We start from the raw sequence: 15,207 nt of genomic DNA, 5'->3' as shown, positions 1-15,207 counted from the left end.
GGCCGGACGGGTCCTCGGACTCGCCCCGCAGCGGTCGGACTCGCTAATATTGGTCTAGACCTAAGTGGCGTGGGGCCTGCCGGACCGGGCCCGGAGGACAGGGGTTACCCGATGACCGAGCACCAGCCCGGCGGGCACATGGCCGCCGAGATCGACCAGCAGCCCGCGATCTTCGCGGACCTGGTGTCCCGGCGCGCCGAGATCGCGGCGGTCGCCGAGGCGATCCGGGGGCGCGCGCCCCGCTTCGTGCTGTTCGCCGCGCGCGGGTCCAGCGACCACGCGGCGCTGTACGCCAAGTACCTGACCGAGGTGCTGCTCCAACTGCCCGCGGGCCTGGTGTCGCCGTCCACCACCACGCTCTACGGGGCGCGGCCGGACCTGCGGGACGTGCTGCTGGTGACCGTGTCGCAGAGCGGCGGGTCGCCGGACCTGCTGGAGGTCACGCAGTCCGCGCGGGAGCGGGGGGCGCTGACCGTGGCGGTGACGAACACGCCCGAGTCGGAGCTGAACGGGGTCGCCGAGATGTCGGTGGACGTCGGCGCGGGCGTCGAGCACGCGGTGGCGGCCACGAAGACGTACTCGGCGACGCTGCTGGCGCTGTACCTGATGGTCGACGCGGTGCGCGGCGGCAGCGGGGCCGAGGTCGCAGGCATCGGCGAGCTGGCGCGGGCGGCGCTGGACGGGTCGGTGGACCCGGTCGAGGAGGCGGTGCGGCGCTACCGGTTCGTGGACCGGGTGCTGACCACCGGGCGCGGCTACTCGCTGCCGTCGGCCCTGGAGGCGGCGCTGAAGCTGGCCGAGACCTCGTACCTGGCGGCGCGGGCCTACAGCGGCGCGGACCTGCTGCACGGGCCGGTCGCGGCGGTCGACGCGGAGACGGCGGTGCTGGCGGTGACCAGCGCCGGGCTGGGCGGGGACGCGCTGCACGACGTGCTGGACGTGGTGCACGGGCGCGGGGCGGACGTGGTGGCGGTCGGGTCGGCGGCGGAGAAGGCGCCCGCGGCGCTGCGCATCCCGGTCCCGGAGACGGCCGAGGAGGTGGCGCCGATCCTGGAGATCCTGCCGGTGCAGCGGTTGGCGCACGGGCTGGCCCTGGCACGGGGCGGGGACCCGGACAGCCCCAGGGGGTTGAACAAGGTGACGCGGACGCGGTGACGGTCGTGGGCTGAGGCGGGCGGGCTCCGCGCGCCGCGTGCGCTCGGAGCCCGTCCGCGCTTGGCCGGGTGGGTCATACTTTGGCGGTCTGCGGTTCACCCGACGATCCGAGGGCTGTGTTGTGGCCGTTACCGACGACGCGATCCTGCGCGTTCGGGAGATGATCGTCTCCGGGGAGCTCAAGCCCGGTGACCGGTTGCCCCGCGAGGCCGTGCTCGCCGAGCGGTTGGGGTTGTCGCGGAACTCGTTGCGCGAGGCGGTCAAGGCGCTGTCGCTGGTGCGGGTGCTGGACGTGCGGCAGGGGGACGGGACCTACGTGTCGAGCCTGCGGGCCGACGAGCTGCTCGGGGCCCTGTCGTTCGTGCTCGACCTGCACCGGGGCGAGGAGTCGCTGCTGGAGGTCGTGCAGGTCCGGCGCATCCTGGAACCGGCGGCGTGCGCGCTCGCGGCCCAGCGGGTGACCGCCGAGGACGCCGCCGCGCTGCGGGCGCTGTGCGACGCGGCCGAGGCAGCCGAGACGGTGGAGGAGCTGGTCGAGCACGACCTGGCGTTCCACCGGGCCGTCGCCGCGCACTCCGGGAACGCCTACCTGGCGCAGCTGCTGGACACGCTCGCCGGGCCGACGGTGCGGGCCCGGATCTGGCGGGGCATCGCCCAGGCCGGGGCCAAGTCGCGGACCGTGGCCGAGCACCGGGCGATCGTGGACGCGCTCGCCGCCGGGCAGCCGGAGGTGGCGCGGTCGTGGAGCACGGTGCACATCGCCGGGGTCGAGCAGTGGCTGCTGGTGCTGGCCTGACGCGGCGGGACCGGGGTCCCGCCGCCACCGCGCGAGGTCAGGGGCAAGGAGGTCAGGGGCAGGAGGTCAGGGGGTCAGGGCCGCGGTGATGATCCGCTGGGCCACCGGCGGAAGCTCGCCCGCCTCCATGTCCAGGGTGTTCACCGAGTAGACGATCGTGCGCGACCCGTCCTCGGTCACCGCGACGCCCGTGTTGTAGCCGGGCCGGTCGCCCGTCTTGCCCCACAGCACCACGCCGCCCAGCTCGATCCGGTTCACGCCCAGCCCGTGCGCCGCGCCGGGGAGCGGCAACGTCAGCATCTCCGCCCGCGAGCGCTCGCCGATCAGGTCGCCGAACATCAGCGCGTTGATCAACCGGTCCAGGTCGCGCGCGCTGGAGACCGCCTCCGCCGCCGCCCACTGGAACGTCGGGTTCGCCCCCGTCACGTCCCAGTGGGAGCCGTCCTCCCGCAGCTGGTACCCGTGCGAGTGCTCGCCCCTGATCCCGGTCTCGGCGCCGGGGAGGTAGGTGTCGCGCAGCCCCAGCGGGCGGATCACCAGGTCCCGCACCGAGTCCGCGTACGGCCTCCCGGTCGCCGCCTCGATCACCAGGCCCGCCACCAGGTAGCCCTGGTTGCCGTAGCGCTGCTCGTCGCCGGGGCGGTGCAGCGGGCCCTTCGCCACGCCCAGCTCCACCACCTCGCGCGGGTCCCAGGTGCGGTAGCGGTTCTCGGCGAACCAGCCGGTGCTCTTGTGCGGCAGGCCGTTGCCCGCGATGCCGTGGGTGTGGTTCAGCAGCTGCCGCACGGTGATCGGCTCGAACGCGGCGGGCAGCAGGTCGGGCAGGTGCTGCTGCACGGTGTCGTCCAGGTCGAGCACGCCGCGCTCGTCGAGGCGGAGCACGGCGGCGGCGGTCAGGAGCTTCGTGGCGCTGCCGATGCGGAACCGGCCCTCCGGGGACACCGGGCGGGTCGTGCCGAGCCGGGAGACGCCGCCCGAGCCGGTCCAGGAGCCCGCCCGGCCGGAGACGCGGACCAGCGCCCCGGACGCCTCCCCGTCCGGCAGGCCCGCCACGGCGGCGGCCAGCGCGGTGCGGTTGAGCGGGGGGACGGCGGGCGCCGCCTGGGCCGGGGCCGTCGCCGCCAGCAGGAGCGCGGCGGCGGCCAGTGCGGTGATCGTTGTGCGCATGGGGAGAAGCTGCCCGCTCCGGGGCCTGCCCGGCATCGGGGAGGCCCCGGAGTCCGGCTCAGGGGCTCACAGGCGGTAGGCGAGGGTCGCGGTGGTCGAGAACAGGGCGGCGCGCTCGGCCGCGGACAGGTCGGCGGTCAGCTCGCGGGCCGCCGCCAGGACCTCCGCGTGGCTCGCGGCCAGCAGGCAGACCGGCCAGTCCGAGCCGAACATCAGGCGGCGCGGCCCGAACGCCTCCAGGACGGTCGCGCAGACCGGCCTCAGGTCCGTCACCGACCAGTTCGCCCAGTCGGCCTCGGTGACGAGCCCGGACAGCTTGCACAGCACGTTCGGGCGGGCCGCCAGCGCGCGCACCTCCGCCGCCCACTCGCGCAGGTCTCCGCCCACCGGGGGCTTGGAGCAGTGGTCGAGCACGAAGGTCAGCTGCGGCAGGGCCGCCGCCGCCCTGCGGGCCGCCGGGAGCTGGTGCGGCAGGGTCAGCAGCTCGTACACCAGCCCGTCCGCCGCGACCGCCGCCAGCCCGCGCAGGACGTCGGGCCGGATCAGCCAGTCCGGGTCGTGCTCGACCTGCACCTGGTGCCGGACGCCGCGCAGCCAGCGCGCGCCGGGCAGCGACCGCAGGGCCGCGAGCTGGGCGGGGACGTCGCCGGTCAGGTCCAGCCAGCCGACCACCGCCCCCACCAGGGGCTCGCGGTCGGCGAGCGCGAGCAGCTCCGGGGTCTCGGCGGGCCCGGCGACGGTCTGGACCAGGACGGTCGTGGTCACCTCGGGGGCGGCCCCGGCGAGGTCGTGGACGGTGAAGTCCCTGCGGATGCGGGACATCCGCCCGGTGATCCACGGCTGGTCGCGGACCGCCAGGTCCCACACGTGGTGGTGCGCGTCGACGATCACGCGAGCTCCTCCCACAGCGCGTCCGGCGCGGGCGCGGCGAGCGCGGCGGCGTTGGCGCGGACCTGCGCGGCCGAGCGCATCCCCACCAGCACCGAGCGGACCGCCGGGTGCCGCAGGGGGAACTGGAGCGCCGCCGCGGGCAGGTCGACGCCGTGCGCGGCGCACGTCCGCGCCAGCGCCCTGGCCCGCGCCAGCAGCTCGGGCGGCGCGGGGGCGTAGTCGTGGGTCGCCCCGTCCGGGACGACGCGCTCGGCCAGGAGGCCGGAGTTGAAGGGAGCCGCGGCGACCACCTCGACGCCGCGCTCCGCGCACAGGTCGAGCAGACCCGTCGCGCCGCGTTCGAGAAGGGTGTGCCGCCCGGCCAGGAGGACCACGTCCACGTCGGTCTCGCGGACGAACCGCTCGGGAACCCGCCACTGGTTCATGCCGACTCCAACGGCGCGGACCACCCCTTGGTCACGCAGGTCCGCCAACGCCGGGTAGGCCTCGTCGATCGCCTGCCGCCAGTGGTGGTCCGGGTCGTGCAGGTACACCACGTCCACCCGGTCCACGCCCAGCCTGTCCACCGAGGACTCCAGGGAGCGGCGGACGCCGTCCGCGCTGAAGTCCCACACCCGCCGGGAGTGGGCGGGCACCGCGAAGCCGTTGGCCAGGTCGTCGCCGACCGGGTCGACGGGCTCCAGGAGCCTGCCGACCTTGGTGGACAGCACGAGGTCCGCCCTGGGGACGCCCGCCAGCGCCGCGCCCAGCCGCCGCTCGGACAGACCGAGGCCGTAGTGCGGCGCGGTGTCGTAGTAGCGCACGCCCGCCTCCCACGCGGCGCGCACGGCGGCCTCGGCGTCCGCGTCGGCCACCGGCTCGTACAGGTTGCCCAGCGGCGCGGCGCCGAAGCCGAGGCGGGACGGCCCGGTCACGGCTCCGGTCACGGCTCCGGCCGCAGCCGCAGGCCGTGCATCCCGCCGTCGACGGCCAGCACGGTCCCGGTGGTGGAGCCGGACAGCGGGCTGGCCAGGTGGGCGATCGCGGCGGCCACCTCCTCGGCCGCCACGAGCCTGCCGTGCGGCTGCCTGGCCTCCAGCGCGGCCCGCTCGGCGACCGGGTCGGGGGCCGACGCCAGGAGCCTGCCCACCCACGGGGTGTCGGCGGTGCCGGGGGCGACCGCGTTGAACCGGACGCCCTCGCGGAGGTGGTCGGCGGCCATGGCCAGGGTCAGCGCGTGCACCGCGCCCTTGCTGGCCGAGTACACCGCGCGCTGCGGCAGGCCGGCGTGCGCGGCGATCGAGCCGGTGGTGACGACGGCGGCGGACGGCGAGCGGCGCAGGTGCGGCAGGGCCGCGCGGACCACCCTGGCGACGCCGACGACGTTGACGTCCAGCACCCGCAGCCACTCGGCGTCGTCGGCCGCCGCCACGTCGCCCTGCGCGCCGATCCCCGCGTTGGCCACCAGCACGTCCAGCCGCCCGGTCTCGGCGGTCAGCTCCGCGAGCGCCGCGCGCACCGAGGCGTCGTCGGCCACGTCGGTGCGCAGCCCGCGCAGCGGCTCGGGCACCTCGGGGTCCAGGTCGAGCGCGTAGACCACCGCGCCGCGCCCGGCCAGCAGCCGCGCGGTGGCCAGCCCGATGCCGGACGCCCCGCCGGTGACCGCGGCCACCAGCCCGTCGAAGTCGTTCACCGCTCCCCCGTCCCCGCCCACACCGGCCCGTCCGGGTAGCGGTGGTCGCGCACCGACGATTCCTTGAGCTGGGCGGAGAAACCCGGCGCGGTGGGCGCGAGGTAGCGGCCGTCGCGGACCACCGCCGGGTCGGTGAAGTGCTCGTGCAGGTGGTCCACCCACTCCAGCACGCGGCCGTCCAGCGAGCCGGACACCGCGACGTAGTCGACCATCGCCAGGTGCCGCACCAGCTCGCACAGGCCGACGCCGCCCGCGTGCGGGCACACCGGGACGCCGAACTTGCGGGCCAGCAGCAGGATCGCGAGCAGCTCGCCGACCCCGCCGACCCGGCAGGCGTCCAACTGCACCACGTCCACCGCCCCGGCCTGGAGCAGCTGCTTGAACACCACCCGGTTGGCCACGTGCTCGCCGGTGGCGACCCGGACCGGGGCGACCGCCTCGGCGATGGCGCGGTGGCCGAGCACGTCGTCCGGCGAGGTGGGCTCCTCCACCCAGTACGGGTCGAACGGGGCCAGCTCGCGCACCCAGCCGATCGCGGCGCCCACGTCCCAGCGCTGGTTGGCGTCGACGGCGATCCGCACGGACGGGCCGACGACGGAGCGGGCCAGGCCCATCCGGCGGATGTCGTCGGACAGGTCGGCCCCGACCTTGAGCTTGATCATGTCGAAGCCGTCGGCGACCGCGCGGGCGGCGAGGTCGGCGAGCTTGTCGTCGGGGTAGCCGAGCCAGCCGGGCGAGGTGGTGTAGGCGGGGTAGCCGCAGCGCTGGAGCTCCTCGGCGCGGGTGGAGCGGCCGGGCTGGGCGTCGCGCAGGAGGGTGAGCGCCTCGTCGGGGGTGAGGGCGTCGGTGAGGTAGCGGAAGTCGACCAGGCCGACCAGCTCCTCCGGGGACATGCCCGACAGGAACCGCCACAGCGGCAGGCCCGCGCGGCGGGAGGCGAGGTCCCAGGCGGCGTTCACGACCGCGCCCACGGCCATGTGCGCGACGCCCTTCTCCGGGCCCAGCCAGCGGATCTGCGAGTCGCCGACCAGGTCGGCGGACAGGGCGGCGAGCGCGGCGGCGTCCTCGGGGACGGGCCTGCCCACGACGTGCGGGGCGAGCGCGCGGATCGCGGCGGCCTGCACGTCGTTGCCCCGGCCGATGGTGAAGACGAGGCCGTGGCCCTCGGGGCCGGAGTCGGTGCGCAGGACGACGTAGGCGGCGGAGTAGTCGGGGTCGGGGTTCATCGCGTCGGAGCCGTCGAGCTCGCGCGAGGTGGGGAAGCGGACGTCGACCACGTCCACGGCGGTGATGGTCGCGGCGGGCGGGATGGCGGCAGGTGGGGCCGCGCCACCCGGAACGGTGATCTTCCGGGTGGCGGGCGGGGCGGCGGGTTCGGTGGCTGGCGCGCCCGGTTCCGGCGTGGGCATCACGCCTGCCCGACGCGCTGGCGCTGCGCGCCGAGGCCGTCGATCTCCAGCTCGACCACGTCGCCCTCGCGCAGGTACGGCTTCGGCTCGGGCAGGCCGAGCGCGACGCCCGCGGGCGTGCCGGTGTTGATCAGGTCACCCGGTCGGAGGACGACGAACCAGCTCAGGTAGCGGACCAGCTCGGCCACCGGGAAGATCATGCGCCGCGTGGAGGAGTCCTGGCGGAGAAGGCCGTTGACCCGCAGCCGCATCCCGAGGTCCTGCGGGTCGGGCACCTCGTCGGCGGGCACCAGGAAGGGGCCGAGGGGGTTGAACGTCTCGCAGCTCTTGCCCTTGTCCCACTGCCCGCCGCGCTCCAGCTGGAACTCGCGCTCGGACACGTCGTGCGAGAGCGCGTACCCGGCGACGTGGTCCAGCGCCTCCTCGGCGCTGTCCAGGTACCGGGCGGTGCGGCCGATCACGACGCCCAGCTCGACCTCCCAGTCGGTCTTGACCGACCGGCGCGGCAGGAGCACCTCGTCGTCCGGGCCGACGACGGTGTCCGCGGCCTTCAGGAACACCACCGGTTCGGCGGGCGGCGCCTGGCCGGTCTCGTCGGCGTGGTCGCGGTAGTTGAGGCCGATGCAGACGATCTTGCCGATGCCCGCGACCGGCGGGCCGACCCGGACGCCCTGGACCGCCAGGCGCGGCAGGAGGCCCTGGTCGAGCGCGGCCCTGGCCCTGGCGATGCCGCCGGACGCCAGGAAGGCGCCGTCCACGTCGGCGGTGAGCCCGCTCAGGTCGTGCACGGTCCCGTCGTCCGCGCGGACGGCGGGACGTTCGGAACCCGGTTCCCCCAGGCGCATCAGCTGCACGGAAGCCCCTCCTCGACGAGCGACGACACATCGGGTGTCTACCCGCCCCGCACGGCGGGAGTCCAGTGCGCGCGTACCGATTGGTCCGATGACTGTCCGCTTTCCCGAAGGGTCCGCACGATGAGACTGCACCGCCGGGCCGCGACGGCGGCGGCGCTGGCCGCCGCGCTCGCCGCGCCGCTCGCCCCGCTCGGGCACGCCGCGCCCGACCACCCCCGGCCGCACCGGGTCACCGCGTTCGTCGAGCTGGTCGGGGTGCCCGCCGTGGACGCCGCCGCGACCGCGCGCAGCGACCCGCGCGAGGCGGCGCGGGCGGCTCGGGCGCGCACCGGGAACAACGCCGACGCCGTCCTGGACGCGGTGCGCTCGGTCGACCGGGGCGCCGCGCGGGTCGGGGTGACGGTGAACGCGGTGCCGGGGGTGGTGCTCACCGCCGAGCCCGCCGTGCTGCGCTGGGTGGCGGGGATGCCGCAGGTCCGGTCGGTGCGGCAGGCGGTGCCCAAGCGGGTGGACAACGCGGGCGCGGTGCGGCTGACCGGCGCGGCGGCCGTCTGGCGGGCGGTGGGACCGTCCCTCCCCGGCCACGGCGGCGCGGTGGCCGGGGACGGTCTGCGCGAGGGCCTGCGCGGCGAGGGGCTGCGGATCGGGGTGGTCGACACCGGCGTCGACTACACGCACGCCGACTTCGGCGGCTCGGGCGGGTACGACGACGTGGACCGGGCCGGACCGTGGGAGCCGAACGCGAAGGTCGTCGGCGGGTACGACTTCGCGGGCGACGACTACGACGCCAACGACCCCGAGCGCGGGACGCCCGCCCCCGACCCGAACCCCGTCGACTGCCAGGGCCACGGCACGCACGTCGCGGGCACGGCCGCCGGGTACGGGGTGAGCGCGGACGGGTCCACCTTCACCGGCGCGCACTCCGGGCTGTCCGACGACGACCTCGCGGCCATGCGGATCGGCCCCGGCGCCGCGCCCGCCGCGCAGGTGTACGCGCTGAAGGTGTTCGGCTGCGAGGGGTCGACGAACGTGGTGTCGCAGGCGCTCGACTGGGCGCTCGACCCGGACGGCGACGGCGACCCCTCCGACCACCTGGACGTGGTGAACCTGTCGCTGGGCAGCGACTTCGGCGCGGTGGACGACCCGGACTCGGCGTTCGTGCGCAAGCTCGTGCGGCACGGGGTGGTCGTGGTGGCGTCGGCGGGCAACGCGGGCGACCTGTACGACGCGGGCGGGTCGCCGGGGAGCACGCCGGAGGCGGTGACCGTGGCGAACACGCGGGACGCGTCGGTGCTGCTGGACGGGGTCGGGCTGCCGGGCGGTTCGGCCGAGGCGGGCGGTTCGGACGAGCCGGGCGGTTCGGACGAGGCGGGCGGTTCGGACGGGGCGGGCGGCGGCGAGGAGGTGCTGCCCGGCCAGTACGGCAAGGAGTTCACCGGGTACGCCGACCTGGACGTCGAGCTGCCCGTCGCGCCGGTCGCGGACGCGGGCAACGCGGACGGGTGCGCCCCGATCGACCAGGACCTGTCCGGGCGGCTGGTGTGGCTGGAGTGGGACGACTCGGACTCCACCCGCGAGTGCGGGTCGGCGGTGCGGGCGGACCACGCGCGGGACGCCGGGGCGGCGGGCGCGGTGCTCTCCTCCGGGCGGACCGCGTTCGGCGCCGGGATCGCGGGCAACGCGGACGTCCCGATGTTCCAGCTCACCGGGCCGGCCACCGACCGGGTGCGCCCGCTGCTCGCGGACGGCTCGCTGCGGCTGCGCCTGGCCGGGTCGCTGCGCGACGCCGCGCCGACCGTGGTCGAGACCCTGGCCGACACCGTCACGCCGTCGTCGGCGCGCGGGTCGCGGCTGGCGGGCGGGGCGAAGCCGGACCTGGCAGCCCCCGGCGACACGATCGTGTCCGCGCTGGTGGGCAGCGGGAGCGGCGGGGTCAGCAAGGGCGGGACGTCGATGGCCGCGCCGCACGTGGCCGGGCTGGCCGCGCTGGTGCGGCAGGCGCACCCGGACTGGACCGTGGAGGAGGTCAAGGCGGCGCTGGTGAACACCGCGTCCGCGCGGGTGGTGTCCGGGGACGACCGGACGACCGGGCTGACCGAGGCGACCACGCGGGTGGGCGCGGGCCGGGTGGACGCGCGGGCGGCGGTGCGGACCGGGCTGCTCGCGGTCGTGCCGGAGGACCCCGGCGCGGTCGGGGTGTCGTTCGGGACCGTGGAGGCGGGCGCGCCGGTGGAGCTGACCCGGACCGTGGAGCTGGTCAACAAGACCGGGGAGGACCTGGCGGCGGTGGCCGCCTACCGGGCCGCCACCGAGGTGCCCGGCGCGGAGGTCGAGGTGCTGCCCAGGACCGCGCGGGTGCCCGCGGGCGGCACGGCCCGGGTGTCGGTGCGGCTGCGGGTCGACCCGGCCGCGCTGCGCAAGGTCGGCGACCCGACGCTGGAGGTCGAGCAGCGGGGGCACGCGCGGCAGTTCCTGGCCGAGGTGTCCGGGCGGGTGGTGTTCCGGGCGGGCGCGCAGGACGCGGTGCTGCCGGTGTACGCCGCGCCCCGGCCGGTGTCGGCGCTGACCGCGCGCCCGGCGCCCGGCGGGGTGGAGCTGGTCGGGCGCGGGCTGGACCAGGGCGAGGGGGCCGGGGCCTACCGGTCGCTGGTGAGCGCGTTCGAGCTGCACGGGCGCAGCCCGGAGCTGCCGCCGTGCGGGTCGGAGCTGCTGACCGGGTGCCTGGCGGCGGGGTCGGCGCGGGGCGGCGACCTGCGGTACGCGGGCGCGTCGGCGGCGGACGGGGTGCTGTCGTTCGGGATCGCGACGTGGGGGACGTGGACCGGGCTGGGCGCGGGCGGGACGACGCCGGTGGTGGGCGTGGACGTGGACCGGGACGGGGCCGAGGACTACCGGGTGCAGGTGGCGCGGCCGTCCGACGGGAGCGGGAAGGTCGTCGCGGACCTGTGGTGGGCGCGCACCACGCGGGTGTCCGACGACGAGGTGGTGGACGAGCGGCCGGTCAACGGGTGGCACGGGGAGGTGGACAGCGCGGTGATGGACAGCGACGTGCTGGCGCTGCCGGTGTCCCTGGAGGCGCTCGGCGTCGCGCTCGGGGACGGGCCGGTGCGGTACCGGGTGCGCACGCGCGGGTGGGCGCTGCCCGCCGGGACCGAGGACGGGGTGGTGGACCGCTTCGACGGCTGGTTCGACGTCGACCCGGCCGGGTCGCGGGTGGCGCTGCCGGTCGGGTCGGTCGCGCGGGACGGGCTGCTCGTGCCGGTGCGCGGGGCGGGCGAGGTCCTGGTGCTGCACCACCACAACGGCGGCGGTTCCCGCGCGGAAGTGGTGGTTTACTCCGGGGAATGAGCTTCGTGGTCGGCGTTGACGGGGGCGGCACGTCCACCAGGGCGCTGGTCGTCGGCGCCGACGGGACCCGGCTGGGGGCCGGGGTCGCGGGCGGGTCGAACCCGAACTCGGTGGGGTCCGGGACGGCCGCCGCGAACCTGCGGCTGGCGCTGGAGGGCGCGCTGTCCGGGGTGGACGCGGGCGCGGTCGTGGCCGGGGTGCTCGGGATGGCCGGGTCGAGCAAGCTGACCGACCCAGGGGTGGACGCGCTGTTCCGGGCGGCCTGGGCGGGTGCGGGGCTGCGCTGCCCGATGCGGGTGGTGACCGACTGCGAGGCCGCGTTCGCCGCGGGGACGCCCGCGCCGGACGGCACGGTCCTGGTCGCGGGCACCGGGTCGATCGCGGCGCGGGTGCGCGGGCGGCGGGTGGTCGGCACGGTCGGCGGGCACGGGTGGCTGCTCGGGGACGAGGGGTCGGCGTTCTGGCTGGGCCGTGAGGCGGTGCGGGCGGCGCTGCGGGCGCTGGAGGCGGGCGAGCTGGACGGGCTGGCGCGCGCGGTGCTGGAGCGGGCCGGGGTCGACGAGGGGCCGGGCGCGTGGGCGCGGCTGATCACGGCGGCGAACGCGGGGCCACCGGTGGCGCTGGCCGGGTACGCGCCGCTGGTGACGGCGGCGGCCGGGGCTCCCGGCGAGGTCGTGGCGGCGCGGATCGTGGACGGGTGCGCGCGGGTGCTGGCCGACCTGGCGGCGGCGGCGCGCACGGCGGAGGAGGTGGCGCCGGTGGTGCTGGTGGGCAGCCTGGTGGGCGCGCCGGTGCTCGGGGAGCGGCTGCGGGCGGAGCTGGCGGCGCGGGTGGACGGCGAGGTCGTGGTGGTGCGGGAGGCCGCGGTGGGCGCGGCGTGGCTGGCCGCGCTGGAGAGCGGGGTCGAGGACGGGTGGCGGGAGCGGGCGCTGGGGTGAGCGGGCCCAGGTGAGCGGGCACTGGTGAGCGGGCCCAGGTGAGCGCCCAGAGGTGAGCGCTGGGGTGAGCGCTGGGGTGAGCGCTGGGGTGAGCGCGGCGGACCGGTCGACGCGGCAGGCCCCGTCCCGCCCGCGCCAGGTCCGCGCCGGACGCGCCCCGGCCCTACCCGGCCGCCACGTGCGCCGCGAACGCCGCCGCCGCCGGTGACGTCGCCGGGTCCTTCGGCAGCACCAGGTCCACGGTGTGCACCAGGCCCTCCTCGCGCAGCGGCACCGCCACGACGCCCTCGGCGGGCAGGTCGGTCCGCGCGGGCACCAGCGCCACGCCCAGTCCCGCCCTGGTCAGGTTGAACACCATCGGCAGGTCGACCACCTCGCAGCTGATCCGCCGGGTCAGCCCGCGCTCGGCGAACGCCAGGTCCACCAGGTCCCGGCTCTCGTGGCCGGGGTAGGTGTCCACGAACCGCTCCCCCGCCAGGTCCGCCAGCGCCAGCCCGTCCCGGCCCGCCAGCGGGTGGCCCGACGCGAGCAGCGCGACCACCGGCTGGGTGGACAGGCGGGTGGCCCGCAGTCCGGGCAGGCGGGCGGGCGCGCCGGTGACGACCGCGCAGTCCAGGCCGCCCTCGGCGACCAGCGCCAGCGCGCGGTCGCGGCCCGGCTGCCGCACCGAGATGTCCAGGCCGGGGTGGGCGGTCGCGAACGACGCCAGCCAGTTCACGAAGCGGCACGACACGTCCCGGTTGTGCAGCGGGAGCGTGCCGATGGTGAACGGGCCCGCGACCAGGCCCCGCACGTCCCGGACGAGCTGCTTGGCCCGCTCGGACTCCTGCAGGGTGCGCCGCGCGCCGGGGAGCAGCGCCCGGCCCGCCGCGGTCAGGCGGACCGGGCGGGAGCCCCTGACGAACAGCTCGGAGCCGACGTCGCGCTCCAGGGACCGGATCGACGAGGACAGGCCGGACTGCACGATCAGCTCGCGCTCGGCCGCCCTCGTGAAGCTGGACTCCTCGGCCAGCGCGACGAAGTGCTTCAGGTGCCGCAGTTCCACCCCGCGATTATCTCCCGGAGAGATGGAAGACAACTCCGCCAGGTGCGGCGGAGCTGGGATGGGGCGTCCCGAGCACCCGGTTGGACCGGGTGAAGGCACTCGTGGAAGGAACCCCGATGGAACTCGGCATCTACTCGTTCGGCGACCTCGCCCCCCGCTCGGGCGGGGAGCCCGCCGACGTCGCGCGACGGCTCGCCGACCTGGTCGACCAGGTCAGGACCGCCGACGGGGCCGGGCTGGACGTCGTCGCGATCGGCGAGCACCACCGGCGCGAGTTCACCGTCTCCGCGCCGGAGATCGTGCTCGCCGCGCTGGCCGGGGTCACCTCGTCGATCCGGCTCGCCTCCGGCGTGACCGTGCTGTCCACCCAGGACCCGGTCCGGGTGTTCCAGCAGTTCGCGACGCTGGACCAGCTGTCCGGCGGGCGGGCGGAGGTCATCGTGGGGCGCGGGGCGTTCACCGAGTCGTTCCCGCTGTTCGGGCACGACCTGCGCGACTACGACGAGCTGTTCGACACCAAGGTGAAGGCGCTGCTGGAGCTGACCCGCTCGCGGGAGCTGCCGGTGGTCAACGGCGTCGACGTCGTGCCGAGGCCGCTGCAGCCCGAGCTGCCGGTGTGGATCGGGGTGGGCGGCACGCCGCAGTCGGCGATCCGGGCCGGGGTGCTGGGCACGCCGATGTTCCTGGCGTTCTTCACCGGCCCGGAGACCTCGCGCGGCACGGCCGAGCTGTACCGGCGGGCGGGCGAGCAGGCCGGGCACGACCCGGCGTCGCTCCGGCTCGCCAGCGGCGGGCACATGTTCGTCGGCCGGACCTCGCAGGGCGCGAAGGACGACTTCTACCCGTACTACTCGGACTACTTCTCGCTGCACCCGCGCATGAGGGACGGGATGCCCAGGGGCGTCTACGACGAGTGGCTGCGCGCCGGGCTGCTGGTGGGCAGCCCGCAGGAGGTGGTGGACAAGATCCTGCGGCACCGGGAGGTGCTCGGGGTGGACCGGTACGTCGGCCAGTTCGACGTGGGCGGGATGCCGGTGGCGATGACCAACCGCAGCCTGGAGCTGTTCCTCACCGAGGTGGTCCCGGCGGTGCGCGCGGAAACCGCCTAGCGCCGGGGGATCTGCGCTCCGGGGCCCGTCCCGCCGGTCTTCGGGTGGGACGGGCCCTAGTCGACCCGCTCGGGCTTCTCGACGGCGGAACCCGTTGCGGGCGCGGGGTTCTCGACGGCGGGACCGGCTGCCTGCGCGGGCTCGGCAGGCTCCCCCGGCACGCGCGGGTGCCGCAGGCCGGGGTGGTCGGCGGGCAGCGACCTGCGGATCACCCACCAGCTCACCACGACGCACACCACCTGCAGCGGCCAGCTCAGCGCGACCTGCGCGACCCCCAGCGCCACCACCTGCCCCGCCAGCCAGAACCCGCCGAACACCGCCACCCGCAGCAGGTACTGCCCCACCCACGGCCAGCTCGCGTACCGGTAGGCGCGCATCAGGTCGGGGTCCTTGCGCCACTTGAGCTTCTGCCCGGTGACCAGCCCGACCACCACGCCCAGCAGCGGCCAGCGCAGCACGATGCTCGCCGCCCACACGAGGGCGCTGCCGACGTTGAGCAGGATGCGCAGCAGGAAGAAGTCCTCGGCCCGGCCGGTCCGCAGCGCCACGTACGCCGCGAGCACCACCAGGGTCAGGCTCACCACGACCGCCCTGGGCTTGCCGCCCCGCGCCAGCCGGTAGGCGCCGATCACCACGCCGCAGAGCACCGCCGCGAGCGCGCCCGCGCCGATGGAGCGCTCGCCGAGCAGCCAGCCGAGCGCGAACACCGCGGGCGGCAGTGACGCGTCGAGTGCCCCGCTGCGCCCGCCGAGCAGTTCGGCCAGCGACTCCTGACGAGTGTCGGTCATGCTCCCAGGGTGCATGAGGGGACCCTTACCGCGAC

13 protein-coding genes are annotated in these 15,207 nt (G+C 76.4%); 5 read left to right on the top strand and 8 right to left on the bottom strand.

The features are described 5' to 3' along the window. The first annotated feature begins 111 nt into the window (after positions 1-111). Entirely contained in the window at positions 112-1,155 is a 1,044-nt protein-coding gene (locus AMIR_RS02025) for an SIS domain-containing protein (protein ID WP_012783030.1), read from the top strand. 121 nt (positions 1,156-1,276) lie between these two features. Then, a complete protein-coding gene (locus tag AMIR_RS02020) occupies positions 1,277-1,951 on the top strand; it encodes a FadR/GntR family transcriptional regulator (protein WP_012783029.1) in 675 nt (224 codons plus the stop codon). Between the two features lie 66 nt (positions 1,952-2,017). Here the strand turns inward: AMIR_RS02020 and AMIR_RS02015 are convergent, their stop codons facing one another. The 6 genes from AMIR_RS02015 to AMIR_RS01990 all read right to left on the bottom strand — a co-directional run bounded on the left by AMIR_RS02015 (position 2,018) and on the right by AMIR_RS01990 (position 7,944). Next, positions 2,018-3,118: a serine hydrolase domain-containing protein gene (locus AMIR_RS02015; RefSeq protein WP_012783028.1), complete on the bottom strand. Its 1,101-nt coding sequence runs from the start codon at positions 3,116-3,118 to the stop codon at positions 2,018-2,020. A gap of 66 nt (positions 3,119-3,184) precedes the next feature. Then, the gene (locus tag AMIR_RS02010) at positions 3,185-4,009 is read right to left on the bottom strand and encodes an amidohydrolase family protein (RefSeq protein WP_012783027.1); all 825 of its coding nucleotides are present in this window, start codon (positions 4,007-4,009) and stop codon (positions 3,185-3,187) included. Continuing rightward, complete coding sequence (locus AMIR_RS02005; protein ID WP_012783026.1) at positions 4,006-4,935, bottom strand: aldo/keto reductase; 930 nt, start codon at positions 4,933-4,935, stop codon at positions 4,006-4,008. Before AMIR_RS02005 ends, AMIR_RS02010 begins: the two co-directional genes overlap by 4 nt. After that, on the bottom strand, positions 4,932-5,681 hold the full coding sequence (locus AMIR_RS02000; RefSeq protein ID WP_041837282.1) for an SDR family NAD(P)-dependent oxidoreductase: 750 nt from the start codon (positions 5,679-5,681) through the stop codon (positions 4,932-4,934). The genes AMIR_RS02005 and AMIR_RS02000 overlap by 4 nt, the downstream gene beginning before the upstream one ends. Beyond that, complete coding sequence (locus AMIR_RS01995; RefSeq protein ID WP_012783024.1) at positions 5,678-7,090, bottom strand: enolase C-terminal domain-like protein; 1,413 nt, start codon at positions 7,088-7,090, stop codon at positions 5,678-5,680. Before AMIR_RS01995 ends, AMIR_RS02000 begins: the two co-directional genes overlap by 4 nt. Next, on the bottom strand, positions 7,090-7,944 hold the full coding sequence (locus tag AMIR_RS01990; protein ID WP_012783023.1) for a fumarylacetoacetate hydrolase family protein: 855 nt from the start codon (positions 7,942-7,944) through the stop codon (positions 7,090-7,092). The genes AMIR_RS01995 and AMIR_RS01990 overlap by 1 nt, the downstream gene beginning before the upstream one ends. A gap of 120 nt (positions 7,945-8,064) precedes the next feature. Here AMIR_RS01990 and AMIR_RS01985 point away from each other — a divergent pair, with 120 nt between their 5' ends. Both AMIR_RS01985 and AMIR_RS01980 read left to right on the top strand, forming a co-directional pair. After that, positions 8,065-11,292 carry a S8 family peptidase gene (locus tag AMIR_RS01985; protein WP_012783022.1) on the top strand — a complete coding sequence of 1,076 codons (3,228 nt, stop codon included), beginning with the start codon at positions 8,065-8,067 and terminating at the stop codon, positions 11,290-11,292. Next, complete coding sequence (locus AMIR_RS01980; protein WP_012783021.1) at positions 11,289-12,230, top strand: N-acetylglucosamine kinase; 942 nt, start codon at positions 11,289-11,291, stop codon at positions 12,228-12,230. Before AMIR_RS01985 ends, AMIR_RS01980 begins: the two co-directional genes overlap by 4 nt. 163 nt (positions 12,231-12,393) lie before the next feature. Here AMIR_RS01980 and AMIR_RS01975 read toward each other — a convergent pair whose 3' ends face one another. Beyond that, positions 12,394-13,275, bottom strand: coding sequence for a LysR family transcriptional regulator (locus tag AMIR_RS01975; RefSeq protein WP_012783020.1), 882 nt, complete (start codon positions 13,273-13,275; stop codon positions 12,394-12,396). Positions 13,276-13,391: 116 nt separating this feature from the next. Between AMIR_RS01975 and AMIR_RS01970 the strand changes: the two genes are divergently transcribed. After that, positions 13,392-14,384, top strand: a complete 993-nt coding sequence (locus AMIR_RS01970; protein ID WP_012783019.1) for an LLM class flavin-dependent oxidoreductase — start codon at positions 13,392-13,394, stop codon at positions 14,382-14,384. 56 nt (positions 14,385-14,440) lie between these two features. On the opposite strand, the gene AMIR_RS01965 is transcribed toward AMIR_RS01970, so the two are convergent. After that, on the bottom strand, positions 14,441-15,172 hold the full coding sequence (locus AMIR_RS01965) for a DUF3159 domain-containing protein (RefSeq protein ID WP_143760618.1): 732 nt from the start codon (positions 15,170-15,172) through the stop codon (positions 14,441-14,443). Positions 15,173-15,207: the final 35 nt, after the last annotated feature.

It is taken from the genome of Actinosynnema mirum DSM 43827, assembly GCF_000023245.1.
In the GTDB taxonomy this organism is placed as follows: Bacteria; Actinomycetota; Actinomycetes; order Mycobacteriales; family Pseudonocardiaceae; genus Actinosynnema; species Actinosynnema mirum.
The sequence above is the reverse complement of the archived record's forward strand: the minus strand, read 5'-3'. Positions and strand labels throughout refer to the sequence as shown.